This is a genomic window from Thalassococcus profundi (genome assembly GCF_003344785.1).
GTDB lineage: Bacteria > Pseudomonadota > Alphaproteobacteria > Rhodobacterales > Rhodobacteraceae > Puniceibacterium > Puniceibacterium profundi.
In genome coordinates this window covers 77,890-91,075 of record NZ_QPMK01000005.1, presented here as the reverse complement: position 1 = coordinate 91,075, position 13,186 = coordinate 77,890, and the positions used below count along the sequence as shown (strand labels likewise).

Here is a 13,186-nt window from a genome sequence, read left to right as displayed (position 1 = left end):
CTAAAGCGCGTCGATCACCCACACGAGCCACAGCGTGATCGCCGGAAAGGCGGCGAGGATCACGACGCGCACCATGTCGGTCAGCACGAAGGGCAGGGCGCCGCGGTAGGTCTGGCCGATGGGAATGTCCCGCGCCATCGAGTTGATGATGAACAGGTTCATCCCGACCGGCGGTGTGATCAGCCCGACCTCGACCACGATCAGCACCAGGATGCCGAACCACAGGCCGAAATCGTCCGCGCTCATCCCGAAGTCGAGCACCGACATGATCGGGTAGATGATCGGCACCGTCAGCAGCACCATCGACAGCGAATCCATGATGCAGCCGAACAGCAGGTACATGATCAGTACCGCCGTCAGCACCACCCAGGGCGACAGCCCCTGTTCGGACACCCAGACGCTGGCCATTTGCGGCAGCTGCGTCAGCGCCAGGAAACTGTTGTAAAGGCCCGCGCCGAGGATGATCAGGAAGATCATCGCAGTCGAGGAGGCCGTGGCCAGGATCGCCGCCTTCAGTCCCTGAAGATCGAGCTTGCCCGACAGCATCGCCACCAGCCCGGTGCCCGCGGCGCCGACGGCGGCGGCCTCGGTCGGGGTAAAGATGCCGGCATAGATGCCGCCCACCACGGCGATGAAGATCGCCAGCACCGGCCAGACCGACCCCAGCGCCCGCATCCGCGCGGCCCACGGCACGCGCTCCTTGACGGCGGCCGAATTGGGCGACACCCGCACCCAGACCATGATCGCCAGCATGTAACCGAGGGCGGCAATAATGCCGGGGATCAGCGCCGCGACGAAGAGCTTCTCGATATTCTGCTCGGCCAGGATCGCGTAGATCACCAGGATCACCGAGGGCGGGATGAGGATGCCCAGCGTCCCGCCCGCCGCCAGCGCGCCAGTGGAGAGCGAGCCGGGATAGCCGTAGCGCCGCAGCTCGGGCAGGGCGACCTGGCCCATGGTCGCGGCGGTGGCGAGGCTCGACCCGCAGATCGCGCCGAAGCCTGCGCATGCGCCGATGGCCGACATGGCGACGCCGCCCTTGCGGTGCCCTAGAAAGCTCTCGGCGGCGCGAAACAGCGACGCTGACATGCCCGAGAGCGTGGCGAACTGGCCCATCAGCAGGAAGAGCGGGATGATCGAGAAGGAATAGTTGGAAAACGTGCCGTAGGTCAGGGTCTTGAGCTGGTTCAGCACCATCATCGGCGTGCCGATGGCAAGGTATGTGCCGGTGGCCCCCACGGCGATCATCGCCAGCGCGATCGGCGCGCGCAGGAAGATCAGCAGCAGCAGGACCGGAAAGGACCAGAGCGCCAGCTCGATGTTAGACATGCTCCGGCTCCGCATCGGTTTTTCCGCCAAGCGTGCGCAGGCTGCGCAGCACGCAGAAACCCGCCACCAGCGCAAAGACCACCGCGCCCAGCAGGCTCGCGGCGTATCCCTGCCAGACCGGGATCTGCGCGATCAGCGTCGTCTCGCCGTAGCGCAGCTTGTCCAGCATCCCGAGGGTGAGCCGCCAGGCGCCGATCACCGCGATGAACAGCATCCCGGCGTCGAACAGAAGGTCCAGCAGCCGGTTCAGCACGGTCGGATAGAGCGGCTTGAACAGATCGACGCTGGCGTGCCCGCGCCGCAGCTGGCAGAGCGGCAGGAAGGCAAAGACCGCGGCGGCCATTCCGATCTCGGTCAGGTCATAGATGGCGCGGATCGGGCCGATGCCGATGTCGAGCGGCACCAGCGCCCGGCCAACGATCGACACGCAGGTAAGCACAACGATCACCAAGAGCGCGGCGCCGCCGAGGTAGGCCATGCCGCGCGCCAGGGCATCGGCGATCCGGAAAAGTCGGGCATACATTGCGGCAGCCTGTCCTTGCGGGCAAAAGGCGCCGGGCGCACGCGGCGCCCGGCGCGCGCGGATCAGTTGGTCTTGGCGTCGATCAGACCGCGGGCCTGGTCGATCAGCGCCTGACCGTCGATGCCCTTGCCATCCATCTCGGCCACCCAGCGCTCGATCACCGGCTGCGCCGCCTCTTTCCAGCGCGCGACTTCGGCCTCGTCCAGCGTGACGATGGTGTTGCCCGCATCGACGGCGATCTGCCGGGCGGGCGCGTCGGCGGCATACATGACCTCGGCGGCAAAGGCCGACAGCTTGGCGCCGCTTTCTTCGTCGAGGATCGCGCGCAGGTCGTCGGGCAGGGCGTCGTACTTCGCCTTGTTCATCGCCAGCACGATGGTCGCGGTGTAAAGCGCCTCGTCGCCCGCGAATTCGGTGTGGTTGCTCACCAGCTCGGTGAGCCGCACCGCCGGCGTGACCTCCCACGGGATCACCGTGCCGTTGATGACGCCCTTGGACAGCGCCTCGGGGATGGCGGGCAGGGGCATGCCGACGGGGGTGGCCCCCAGTTCGCCCAGCAGGTCGGTGATCACCCGGGTCGGGCCGCGCAGGGTCTTGCCCTGCATATCCTCGAGCGAATTGACCGGATCGGCGGTGTGGACAAGGCCGGGTCCGTGTACCCAGGCTCCAAGGATCTTGACGTCCTGGTACTCGGATGCCTGGAAGTCGCTTTCCACCATTTCCCAGAAGGCCAGCGAGGTGGCCACGGGGTCGGTCATCATGAACGGCAGCTCGAACACTTCCGTCCGCGGGAAGCGGCCGGGGGTGTAGCCGACGAGGGTCATGGTCATGTCGGCCACGCCGTCGCGGGCCTGGTCGATCAGCTCGGGCGGACGGCCGCCCAGCGACATGGCGTCGAAATGCTGGATCGCGATGCGTCCGTCCGACGCCTCCGCCAGCCGTTCGCCCCAGGGCTTGAGGATCTGCGCGGGCACCGTCGCCACCGGGGGCAGGAACTGGTGCAGGCGCAGCGTCACGTCCTGTGCCTGCGCGGCCATCGGCAGGCCGGCGAGTGCCAGCGCCGCGGCGCCCAGGGTCTTGGTGAAAAATCGTCTGTCCATCCTATGCTCCTCCCAGATGATGGTCTTGGTGCCGACGCCCTCAGGGCCGGAAATTCGGGGCGCGCTTTTCCAGAAAGGCACGCAACCCCTCTTTAGCACCCTCTGACGTCTGCGCCATGGCCGCCGACAGGCTTTCGGTAAAAAGCCCGTCGCTGCGCGACATCTCGGTGATCCGGCCGATGGCCTGGATCATCAGGTAGTTCGAGAAGGGCGCGTTGTCGGCGACTGTGCGGGCCAGCTCCAGTGCCAGCGGCAGCGCTTCGCCCTCACCGACGCTGTAATGGGCAAGGCCCAAGCGATGCCCGTCTTCGGCCCCGTAGCTGCGTCCGGTCAGCATCATCTCGCGCATCCGGTCGGCGCCGAGGATGCGGCCCACGCGCACCGTGGCGCCGCCGCCGACAAAGATGCCGCGACGCCCCTCGGGCAGCTGGAACCGCACAGACGGCTCGGCGATGCGCACATGCGCGGCTGTGGCGATCTCGAGCCCGCCGCCGATCACCGCTCCGGTGAGCGCCGCGATGACCGGCAGCCCGCCGAATTCAATGAGATCCGCCACCCGGTGCCAGTTTCGCGAATGATAGACGGTCTCTTCGGGGCTGCGGTGCTGGTGTTCCGATAGGTCGAGGCCCGAGCAGAAATGCCCGCCCGCACCGGTTATAACAACGGCGCGTACATCCTTGGGCGGGTTGGAGAAAAACGCATCCAGCTCGGCAATCAACGCGTCGTTCATGGCGTTGCGCTTTTGTGGCCGGTCAAAGGTGACCACGGCGATATCGTCGTGCCGGTCGATCCGGGTGGCGGCGGTGTCGGTCATGCGTCGGTCCTGTGGCGTCTTATTCCGCCCCGGTTATAGGACAAGTTTGTTATAGAGCATAGCGGTTTTGCGTGTTAACGATCAACGCGAACAGACCCGCCAGAAGGAGCCGCCGGCATGGTCGATTTCTCCGCCGTTCGCGCCATCGATTTCCACACCCACGCCGAAGAGCCCTGCTGCGGCCCGCGCGACGATGGCTACACCGAGTTTCAGGAGGGGCTGGCGGCCTATTTCAAGAACCCCGCCGGGGTCGACGGCATGCTGCCCACCGTGGCCGACACCGCGCGCTACTACCGCGAACGCAACATCGCCGCGGTGATCTTTCCGGTCGATGCCGAACGGGAAACCGGCTTTCGCCGCTATTCCAACGAGGAAGTGGCGCAGGTCTGCGCCGAGAATGAGGACATCCTGATCCCCTTCGCCAGCATCGACCCGGCCAAGGGCAAGGCAGGCGCGCGCGAGGCGCGGCGGCTGGTGCGCGACTTCGGCGTGCGCGGCTTCAAGTTCCACCCGACGATGCAGGGCTTCTTTCCCAACGACCGCAGCGCCTACACGCTCTACGAGGCCATCGCCGAGGAGGGGGCGATCACGCTCTTTCACACCGGCCAGACCGGGGTCGGCTCGGGGATGCGCGGCGGCATGGGGATGCGGCTCAAATACTCCAACCCGATGCACCTCGACGATGTCGCGGTCGATTTCCCGGACATGCCCATCGTGCTGGCGCATCCCAGCTTTCCCTGGACCGAAGAGGGGTTGGCGGTGGCGCAGCACAAGCCCAACGTCTATTTCGACATGTCCGGCTGGTCGCCGAAATACTTTCCCGAGATCTTCATCAAATACGCCAATTCCCTGCTGAAGAAGAAGATGCTCTTCGGCTCGGACTGGCCGGCGATCACCCCCGACCGCTGGCTGCAGGATTTCGAGGCCGCGCCCTTCAAGGACGAGGTCCGCCCGCTGATCCTCAAGGAAAACGCCATGCGGCTGCTCGGGGTCGCCTGATCCGCGTTGCGCGCCGGGGTGCCCCGTCTATGATCGGCCGGACGCGGTGACAGGACAGGCGGATGGATTCCAGAAAGCTCGAGATGACGGTGCTGATGACGCCGGACATGGCGAATTTCAGCGGCAAGGTGCATGGCGGCGCACTGCTAAACCTGCTGGACCGGGTGGCGTTTTCCTGCGCCTCGCGGTTTTCGCAACGCTACGCTGTGACGATTTCCGTCGACCAGGTGGTGTTCAAGGAGCCGATCAACGTGGGCGAACTGGTGACCTTTCGCGCCAGCATCAACCACGCCGGGCGCACCTCGATGGAGGTCGGCATAAGGGTCGAGGCCGAGGAGATCCGCACCGGCGTCCGACGCCACACCAATTCGTGCTATTTCACCATGATCGCCATGGATGCCGACGGCAGACCCGTCGAAGTGCCGACGCTGAGGGTCGAGAACGATCTCGAACGCAAGCGCCACCATGCCGCCAGCGTCCGCCGCCGGCTGCGCCGCGAATTCGAGGAAGAAATGCGCAAGGCCGCCGAAGGCGAATACTGACCGCCGCTTAGCCGGCGAATGCCGCGTGCGTCAGTCGTCGCGGTCGACCCTGACCTTCTGATCCGCCTGCACCGGTTGCCAGTCCTCCGTCGTGCCGTCCGGCCAGATCACCCGCAGCTCCGCCTCTGCCGCGGCGCCAAGGCCGAAATGCAGCGGCCCGGACTGGCCGCTGACGTGCCCGCCGCCGACCGTCACCTCCTGGCTTTGGGGTCCCGCGTCCGTGCGCAGCTCCACCACCGCACCCACGGCATCGCGGTTCGCACCGGGTTGCGACAAGGCGACCGTCAGCCAGCCGCCGGTGCCGGGCGTGACGTTGCGCCAGACCTCGAGCGGCGCGCGCCGGTTGACGACCACGAGATCGAGCCGTCCGTCGCCGTCGAGATCGGCCAGCCCCGCGCCACGCGACCGGTGGGGCGAGGCGACACCGGCGGTGGACGCGGCCTCGGCAAAGGTTCCGTCGGACTGCTGCATGAGCAGGTTGTTGGGGTCCTGCATCGCCATGTCGGGCATCTGGTCGACATTGCCCTTGGCGATAAACAGGTCCGCGCGCCCGTCGTTGTCGACGTCGCCGAATTCCGCGTGCCATCCGGTCGAGGCACGGCCGTCATCGCCGGTATGGGGCCGGTGCGCCGTGGCGCCGGTCTCGTAGGGCATGGCGGCGAAGCCGTCGCCGGTATTGGCCATCAGGATCTGGTCGCCCATCGAGGTCAGCATCACCTCGGGCCGCCCGTCGCCGGTGATGTCGCGGCTGGCAATGCCCATGCCCCACAACTGCTGCTCGGGCCAGCCCTCGTCGGGCGTCAGTTCGCGCAGCGGGTCCAGCAGCCACATCTGTTCGCGGCCCTCGCGGATGTAATAGTGCCGGTCGTTCGACACCCGCAGCATCGGCGTGCCGCTGCGCTGCCAGTCTGAGAACAGCATCGACAGCGCGCAATAGCCGGGATCGAGCGGGACCGGCGCGCCGTAGCGGTCGCCCTCGGGGCGCAGTAGAAAGTTGCGGTCGCAGGTGCCGAAAGGGCCGTTCGGATCGGTCTGGTCGACGTAATTGCCGAAGGCCAGCGTCGGCAGGCTGCCCTGCGCCTCCCAGGTGGCGGAAAAGGCGGTGGTCCAGCGATCGTCCTGCGGCAGGCCGAAGCGGTCGGTGGCGTCCTCGAAGCGGCAGTCGCCCAGGCCCCGCAGCAGCACGTTCGGGCCGTTGCGCAGCACCATCAGGTCCTGCATCCCGTCGCCGTCGAGGTCGAGGGGATAAGCGCCGGTGACCGCGGTGAGCGGGCCGATCTCCGCGCTCGCGAAGGTGATTTCGCCGGCTGTGCTGCGGTTCACAAACAGCCGCGCCGGATCGGTGCCGCCCGCGACGTAAAGCTCGGGCCGCGCGTCGCCGTTGCAATCGAAGATCGCCACCCCGCCGCCGACGAAATGCTCCCAACCGCCGGAATAGAGATGCTCGCTCGGCAGGGCCACCGGCTCGAACGCCGGGTCCGCCAGCGCCGGTGCGGTGGCCAGCAACAAGGGGACCAGCGCCCTCATGCATCCTCCAGCGCGCCGGGGGTGCCCAGCCGTTCGGCCGTCACATGCGACAGCGCCAGCGCCGCTGCCCCCCGGGCCCAGATCATGTCGCCCCAGGCGTGGATTTCTACGCGCGGCGTGGGCCGGTCGACGCGGATCGCGGCTTGCGCCAAGTCGCTCAGCACCTCGTCGGCATAGAGATAGTCATATTCCATGCGCGCTCCCGACAGGATGATGCGTTCCGGATCGAAGAGATTGACCACGTTCGCCAGCCCCAGCGCGAGGTACCGTCCGGCGCGGCGAAAGATCGACCGCGAGGCGGCGTGCCCGGACTTGGCGTTCTCGTAAAGCTGCGTCAGCATCGCGTTGCTGTCCATTGGCCCGCCCGGCGCCCAGTCGAGCGCGGTCGAGGCTTCGCGGACCAGCGCATAATCGGCGACATAGGCCTCGAGGCAGCCGCGCTGACCGCAGCGGCAGAGGGCGCCGTCGAGCTGCACCTTGGTGTGCCCGAGCTCGGTGCCCAGCCCCCGCGCACCGCGATAGAGCCGGTTGTTCAGCACCAGCCCCATGCCGACCCCGTGTTCGATGGTGACCACGGCGAAATTCGACATGTCACGCCCGTCGCCGAACCACAGTTCGGCCAGCGTCAGCAGGTTGGCATCGTTGTCGATCTTCACAGGCAAGCCCAGGTGCTGCGAGGCACGGTCGGCCAGCGCCAGGTTCGGCTCGGCCAGCAGTGACGACCAGAGCGCCGTGCCGGTTTCCCCGTCGATAAAGCCCGGCAGCCCGAGACCCAGCGCCTGCACCTCGGACCGGTGGCGCCCGGCCTTGGCCAGCACCCGGTCCAGCAGATGCGCGATGGTCTCAAGCGTCTCGGGCGTCTCCATCGGGCGGGGATGGCCGGGCAGGGTGACGTCGGCGATCATGCCCCCGGCGAAATCGTGCAGCACCGCGGAATGGCCGACTTCGGACATCTTGATGCCGGCGACCAGCACCGCGCCCGGGCAGACCGCCAGCGCCACCGGCGGGCGGCCGCGCGACACGGTTTCGACGGCGCGGGGCAGGGCGACTTCCTCAAGGTAGCCCGCACCGATCAGGTCGGTGGTGGCGGCGGTGACCGAGCCTGGGCTGACGCGCAGGATTCGCGCCACCTCGACCCGACTCAGCGTGCCTTCGGCGCGCACCGATTCGAAGATCTGCTGGCGCAGCGGAACGCCCCACTGATCCTCGCTGCCGCGAATCGGGCGGCGGGGGCCGCAACCGGGACGCTGCGCTGCGGCATCGTCAGGATCGGTGGTTTTCTCAGTAGTTATTTCGCTAACCATAAAAATTCGGACCGTTCCGCCGCGCCAAGCCGCGAAATGCGGCGCTGCAGCATGGCTGTTCTTTAAAGCGTATGAAAATTAGACGCCTTCGCAAAGGAATTATTTTGACAGATGAAATTAATCTCGCCATGGTGCCGTCATACGAAGCCGTCGCGGCCGGCAGTCACTGCCGCGGCACCACTGGGAGGACTACAATGAAGAAGAGAACACTGCTCGTCGCCACGACGATGGCCTTCGCCATCCCGGGCGCATCCGTTTTTGCACAGGATCTGACCGTCGGCGTCAGCTGGTCGAATTTCCAGGAAGAGCGCTGGAAGACGGACGAGGCCGCGATCCAGGCCGCACTCGAAGAAGGCGGCGCCGAATACGTCTCCGCCGATGCGCAATCGTCCTCGGCCAAGCAGCTGTCGGACGTGGAATCGCTGATCGCGCAGGGTGTCGACGCGCTCATCATCCTGGCGCAGGACACCCAGGCGATCATCCCCGCGGTTCAGGCCGCCTCCGACGCGGGCATTCCGGTCATCGCCTATGACCGCCTGATCGAGGACAGCCGCGCCTTCTACCTGACCTTCGACAACATCGAGGTTGGCCGGATGCAGGCCCGCGCCGTGCTCGAAGCCGCGCCCACCGGCAACTACGTGATGATCAAGGGCTCGCCCACCGATCCCAACGCCGACTTCCTGCGCGGCGGTCAGCAGGAAGTGCTGCAAAGCGCCATCGACGCCGGTGACATCACCATCGTCGGCGAGGCCTATACCGATGGCTGGCTGCCCGCCAACGCGCAGCGCAACATGGAGCAGATCCTGACCCAGAACAACAACGAGGTCGACGCGGTCGTCGCCTCCAACGACGGCACCGCCGGCGGCGCCGTTGCGGCGCTGACCGCGCAGGGCCTCGACGGTATCCCGGTCTCGGGCCAGGATGCGGACTTTGCCGCGCTGAACCGTGTGGCGCAGGGCACCCAGACCGTCAGCGTCTGGAAGGACAGCCGCGACCTTGGCCAGAACGCGGGCGAAATCGCCATCGCGCTGGCCGGCGGGGCAGAGATGTCCGGCATCGAAGGCGCCGAAGAGTGGACCTCGCCCGCGGGCACGACCCTCTGGGCCGAGTTCCTGGAGCCGGTTCCGGTGACCAAGGACAACCTGGGCGTCGTGGTGGACGCCGGCTGGATCAGCCAGGAAGAGCTCTGCCAGGGCGTGTCGGGCGGTCCGGCCCCCTGCAACTGATCGGGCGCGGGACCCAGGCCGCCGCCACCGGCGACGCCTGAGGTCTGCCTCACAGTCCCGCGCCCGCGACCGGGCGCGGGCGATCCCTTCGGCGCAGACAGCGCCGTGACGCCTGCCGTATTCCTGCTCCGCCCCGCCGGAGCCCCGCCAGGAGCATTCCCAATGACAGACACATCTTCGGACAAAAGCGCCTCATCGGGCCGCGGCGGCGCGTCGCGCAGCCTGTTCAGCCAGCTTGAACTCGACCTGCGCCTTCTGGGCATGATCGGGGCGTTCCTGCTGATCTGCGTGCTGTTCAACATCCTGACCGGCGGCCAGTTCCTGACGCCGCGCAACCTGTTCAACCTGACAATCCAGACGGTGTCGGTGGCGATCATGGCGACGGGGATGGTGTTCATCATCGTCACCCGCCACATCGACCTTGCGGTCGGATCGCTGCTGGCCACCTGTTCGGCGATCATGGCGATGACGCAGACCAGCTGGGCCATCGACCTTCTGGGCATTCCGCTGGGCAGCCCGGCGCTGGCGTGGGTGGCCATCGTCGTGGGCATTGCCGCGGGCGCGATCATCGGAGCCTTCCAGGGCTGGCTCGTGGGCTACCTCACCATCCCGGCCTTCATCGTCACCCTTGGCGGTCTGCTGGTCTGGCGCAACGTCGCCTGGTACCTGACCAGCGGCCAGACCATCGGGCCGCTCAACGAGACCTTCCAGCTGTTCGGCGGGATCAACGGCACCCTCGGGGCCACCTGGTCCTGGATCGCCGGTCTGGTCGCCTCGGTGGCGGCGGTGCTGGCGCTGGTGTCGGCCCGGCGCGCGAAGAAGCGTCACGATTTCCCGGTGAAACCGATGTGGGCCGAGTTTGCCGTGGGCGCGATCTTTGTCGTCGCGATCATGGGTTTCATCGCCATCCTCAATTCCTACCAGATTCCCGAGCGGGTGCTGGAGCGGCAATTCGCGGCAGAGGGACTCGAGGTGCCCGCGGGCTACACCGCCAGCTATGGCCTGCCGATCTCGGTGCTGCTGCTGATCGCGGTGGCCGTGGTGATGACCGTGGTGGCGCGCAAGACCCGGTTCGGGCGCTACGTCTTTGCCACCGGCGGCAACCCCGACGCGGCAGAGCTCTCGGGCATCAACACCCGCCTGCTGACGGTCAAGGTCTTTGCCCTGATGGGCGCGCTGGTGGCCATCGCGGCGCTGGTGGCCTCGTCGCGGCTGACGTTCCATTCCAACGACATCGGCACGCTGGACGAATTGCGCGTGATCGCCGCGGCGGTAATCGGCGGCACGGCGCTGGCGGGCGGGATCGGCACGATCTACGGCGCCATCCTTGGCGCGCTGATCATGCAGTCGCTGCAGTCGGGCATGGCGATGGTCGGCGTCGATGCGCCGCTTCAGAACATCGTGGTGGGCTCGGTCCTGGTGGCCGCGGTGCTCATCGACATCATCTATCGCCGCCGCGTGGGAGGGTAAGACCATGGCAGATGCAAAGACACCCGACGTTATCGACCGCAGCGGCACACCGCTGGTCGAGATGCGCGACATCCGCATCTCGTTCGGGGGCATCCAGGCCGTCGACGGCGTCAGCATCGACGTCTTCCCGGGCGAGGTCGTGGGCCTGCTGGGCCACAACGGCGCCGGCAAGTCGACGCTGATCAAGATCCTCTCGGGCGCCTATCAGGCGGATTCGGGCCAGATCCTGATCGACGGCAAACCCGTGACGATCCGCTCGCCCGCCGATGCGCGCAGCAATTCGATCGAGACGATCTACCAGACGCTGGCCCTGGCCGACAATCTCGACGCCGCCGCGAACCTCTTCCTGGGGCGCGAGCTGACCTCGGCTCTGGGGCTGGTGGACGATTCAGCGATGGAGGCGGAGACGCGCAAGATCATGGCGCGTCTCAACCCGAACTTCCGCAAGTTCAACGTGCCGGTCTCGGCGCTGTCGGGCGGCCAGCGGCAGTCGGTCGCCATCGCCCGCGCGGTCTATTTCAACGCCCGCATCCTGATCATGGACGAACCCACGGCGGCCTTGGGCGTGCACGAGACCGCGATGGTGGCGGACCTGATCAAGGAGCTGAAGGCGCAGGGGCTGGGGATCTTCCTGATCAGCCACGACACGCGCGAGATGCTGGACCTCTGCGACCGGGTCTCGGTTATGAAGAACGGCCAGCTTGTCGGCACCGAGAGGGTCGAGGACGTGACCGAGGACGACATCCTGTCGATGATCATCATGGGCAAGAACCCCAAGCGCGAGGCGGCGTAGAAGCCTCGCTGCCATTCTGACCGCGCCGCGCCATCGACGGGCCGCGGCGCGGCGATCCGACATCGCCGCCTTGGCACTTTATGGTTGCCATATTCGGACGACCTGTCAGCGCCGCGCGGACCCCAGCCAAATCGCCGTGCCGGGGGGCGGCCCGGCGATGGCGCGGCGGCCGCAAGCGGCCTTGTTCCGCGCCCGAGACGAAGGTCCAATCCAAGCCCTACTTCGGCACCGCCAGCCCGCTCGGAACGCTCTCAGGCACGCCCAGCCGCCCGGTGACGGACACCGGGTCGGTGAGGCTGTGGAGAAACGCCAGGATCAGCCGCAACTCCTCGCCCGACAGGGGGCGCATGTCGACCCTCGCCGCCTCGACCGCTGCGCGGTCCTCGGTGCTGGCGAGGATACGTAGGTCGTCGACCGGCAGGTCGGGCAGGACAGCGCGGGCGACCTCATAGCTGTCGAAGGCCCGGGTCGTGCCACTGTGCGCCGCGACATAGGCCTCGAGATCGGCAAAGGCCCCGGCATGGCCGTAGGGGGCCGTCAGCGCCACGTTGCGCAAGCTTGGCGTGCGGAAGGCGTAGAGGTCCTCGGCATGGCCGGTAACGCCGAACCGGCCCGGATCGCGGGCGTGATCCTCGAAGCGCCGCGCCTTGCCGGGGCCGATCTGCACCTCGCCGGTGGCGTGAAAACCGTGGTCGGTCTGGAAGGTGCCGGCGTGGCACTCCGAACAGCCCGACCAGCCGTAGAAGATCCGCGCCCCGGCCTCGGCCTCGGGAGACAGCTCGGCTTCGCCGCGGCGCCAGAGGTCGAAGGGTGCGGTGTCCGAGCGCCATTCGAACTCGATGAAGCTGGCGATCGCGTTCGACACGTCGGCAAAGTCGATCTGTTCGGGCGTGTCGATGTCGTCGTAAACGGCGGCAAATGCCTCTGCGTAGGCCGGGATTTCCGCCACACGGCGCGCGATCAGGTCCCAGCCGCCGCCCGGTCCGGTCAGGCGCCCCATGCGCACCGCCGCGGCGATCTCGTTCTCGGCGTAGTGCCCGGCCATCTCGTCGGGGCTGAGCACCGGAAACATCGACTGCGCCGACAGCAGGCTGTCGAAGCCAGTGACCATGTCCGTGTCGAGCGGCGTACGCAATCCGCCGGGGCGGGCCGGGTCGACCTCGATCCGGCCGTCGTGAAAGAGCACGGTGAATTCATGCGCGCCGAGGTTGAAGAGGCCCTGCGCGTTGCGCGGCACCCGCTGTTCCGGCGGGTTCTCCGGGTCGGCCACCCGGTCGGGGCCCAGCCCGCGCCCGCCGTCGCCCAGCGGCAGCGACAGCCCGTCACCGGTGCCGAAGCGCGGATGGTGGCAGGTGCCGCAGGACACTTCGCGGTTGCCCGAAAGGATCGGATCGTAGAACAGAAGCTGCCCCAGCTCGGCCGCGGCGCGGTTCACCTCGCGGTAGTCGGCATCAGTGGGGGCCGGGGGCAGGGCAAGCTCTGCCCGGGCCGCGCCCGCGGTCGATAAAAGGGCGCAGGAGAGGGCGATCAGGCAGCGGACGGGTTGCGGCGACATGGAC

12 protein-coding genes are annotated in these 13,186 nt (G+C 67.4%); 5 read left to right on the top strand and 7 right to left on the bottom strand.

What is annotated here, in order from left to right; genetic code table 11:
* From DU478_RS08760 to DU478_RS08745, 4 genes are all read right to left on the bottom strand, one after another.
* On the bottom strand, positions 1-1,329 hold the full coding sequence (locus DU478_RS08760) for a TRAP transporter large permease (RefSeq protein WP_114510578.1): 1,329 nt from the start codon (positions 1,327-1,329) through the stop codon (positions 1-3).
* A complete protein-coding gene (locus DU478_RS08755; protein ID WP_233501173.1) occupies positions 1,322-1,852 on the bottom strand; it encodes a TRAP transporter small permease in 531 nt (176 codons plus the stop codon). Before DU478_RS08755 ends, DU478_RS08760 begins: the two co-directional genes overlap by 8 nt.
* A 62-nt stretch (positions 1,853-1,914) precedes the next feature.
* Positions 1,915-2,952, bottom strand: a complete 1,038-nt coding sequence (locus DU478_RS08750) for a TRAP transporter substrate-binding protein (protein WP_114510577.1) — start codon at positions 2,950-2,952, stop codon at positions 1,915-1,917.
* Positions 2,953-2,992: 40 nt separating this feature from the next.
* Positions 2,993-3,766: a crotonase/enoyl-CoA hydratase family protein gene (locus DU478_RS08745; protein ID WP_114510576.1), complete on the bottom strand. Its 774-nt coding sequence runs from the start codon at positions 3,764-3,766 to the stop codon at positions 2,993-2,995.
* 117 nt (positions 3,767-3,883) lie between these two features.
* Between DU478_RS08745 and DU478_RS08740 the strand changes: the two genes are divergently transcribed.
* The gene (locus DU478_RS08740) at positions 3,884-4,765 is read left to right on the top strand and encodes an amidohydrolase family protein (RefSeq protein ID WP_114510575.1); all 882 of its coding nucleotides are present in this window, start codon (positions 3,884-3,886) and stop codon (positions 4,763-4,765) included.
* A 62-nt stretch (positions 4,766-4,827) separates the two neighbouring features.
* On the top strand, positions 4,828-5,307 hold the full coding sequence (locus tag DU478_RS08735) for an acyl-CoA thioesterase (RefSeq protein ID WP_114510574.1): 480 nt from the start codon (positions 4,828-4,830) through the stop codon (positions 5,305-5,307).
* Positions 5,308-5,337: 30 nt separating this feature from the next.
* Here DU478_RS08735 and DU478_RS08730 read toward each other — a convergent pair whose 3' ends face one another.
* Both DU478_RS08730 and DU478_RS08725 read right to left on the bottom strand, forming a co-directional pair.
* Positions 5,338-6,834, bottom strand: coding sequence for a CRTAC1 family protein (locus DU478_RS08730; RefSeq protein ID WP_114510573.1), 1,497 nt, complete (start codon positions 6,832-6,834; stop codon positions 5,338-5,340).
* A complete protein-coding gene (locus DU478_RS08725; protein WP_114510572.1) occupies positions 6,831-8,138 on the bottom strand; it encodes an ROK family protein in 1,308 nt (435 codons plus the stop codon). The genes DU478_RS08730 and DU478_RS08725 overlap by 4 nt, the downstream gene beginning before the upstream one ends.
* Before the next feature lie 227 nt (positions 8,139-8,365).
* Between DU478_RS08725 and xylF the strand changes: the two genes are divergently transcribed.
* From xylF to DU478_RS08710, 3 genes are all read left to right on the top strand, one after another.
* Positions 8,366-9,364 carry a D-xylose ABC transporter substrate-binding protein gene (gene xylF / locus DU478_RS08720; protein ID WP_233501184.1) on the top strand — a complete coding sequence of 333 codons (999 nt, stop codon included), beginning with the start codon at positions 8,366-8,368 and terminating at the stop codon, positions 9,362-9,364.
* A 162-nt stretch (positions 9,365-9,526) separates the two neighbouring features.
* Positions 9,527-10,834 (top strand): sugar ABC transporter permease, encoded by a 1,308-nt coding sequence (locus tag DU478_RS08715; protein WP_114510570.1) that lies wholly within the window; start codon positions 9,527-9,529, stop codon positions 10,832-10,834.
* Positions 10,835-10,838: 4 nt separating this feature from the next.
* Positions 10,839-11,627 carry an ATP-binding cassette domain-containing protein gene (locus tag DU478_RS08710; protein ID WP_114510569.1) on the top strand — a complete coding sequence of 263 codons (789 nt, stop codon included), beginning with the start codon at positions 10,839-10,841 and terminating at the stop codon, positions 11,625-11,627.
* A 217-nt stretch (positions 11,628-11,844) separates the two neighbouring features.
* Here the strand turns inward: DU478_RS08710 and DU478_RS08705 are convergent, their stop codons facing one another.
* A complete protein-coding gene (locus DU478_RS08705; RefSeq protein ID WP_233501172.1) occupies positions 11,845-13,182 on the bottom strand; it encodes a cytochrome-c peroxidase in 1,338 nt (445 codons plus the stop codon).
* Positions 13,183-13,186 lie beyond the last annotated feature (4 nt).

Excerpts from the sequence above, each read along its gene's own strand:
- DU478_RS08760 (WP_114510578.1), bottom strand. The coding sequence starts at position 1,329 with ATGTCTAACATCGAGCTGGCGCTCTGGTCCTTTCCGGTCCTGCTGCTG.
- DU478_RS08755 (WP_233501173.1), bottom strand. The coding sequence starts at position 1,852 with ATGTATGCCCGACTTTTCCGGATCGCCGATGCCCTGGCGCGCGGCATG.
- DU478_RS08750 (WP_114510577.1), bottom strand. The coding sequence starts at position 2,952 with ATGGACAGACGATTTTTCACCAAGACCCTGGGCGCCGCGGCGCTGGCA.
- DU478_RS08745 (WP_114510576.1), bottom strand. The coding sequence starts at position 3,766 with ATGACCGACACCGCCGCCACCCGGATCGACCGGCACGACGATATCGCC.
- DU478_RS08740 (WP_114510575.1), top strand. The coding sequence starts at position 3,884 with ATGGTCGATTTCTCCGCCGTTCGCGCCATCGATTTCCACACCCACGCC.
- DU478_RS08735 (WP_114510574.1), top strand. The coding sequence starts at position 4,828 with ATGGATTCCAGAAAGCTCGAGATGACGGTGCTGATGACGCCGGACATG.
- DU478_RS08730 (WP_114510573.1), bottom strand. The coding sequence starts at position 6,834 with ATGAGGGCGCTGGTCCCCTTGTTGCTGGCCACCGCACCGGCGCTGGCG.
- DU478_RS08725 (WP_114510572.1), bottom strand. The coding sequence starts at position 8,138 with ATGGTTAGCGAAATAACTACTGAGAAAACCACCGATCCTGACGATGCC.
- xylF (WP_233501184.1), top strand. The coding sequence starts at position 8,366 with ATGGCCTTCGCCATCCCGGGCGCATCCGTTTTTGCACAGGATCTGACC.
- DU478_RS08715 (WP_114510570.1), top strand. The coding sequence starts at position 9,527 with ATGACAGACACATCTTCGGACAAAAGCGCCTCATCGGGCCGCGGCGGC.
- DU478_RS08710 (WP_114510569.1), top strand. The coding sequence starts at position 10,839 with ATGGCAGATGCAAAGACACCCGACGTTATCGACCGCAGCGGCACACCG.
- DU478_RS08705 (WP_233501172.1), bottom strand. The coding sequence starts at position 13,182 with ATGTCGCCGCAACCCGTCCGCTGCCTGATCGCCCTCTCCTGCGCCCTT.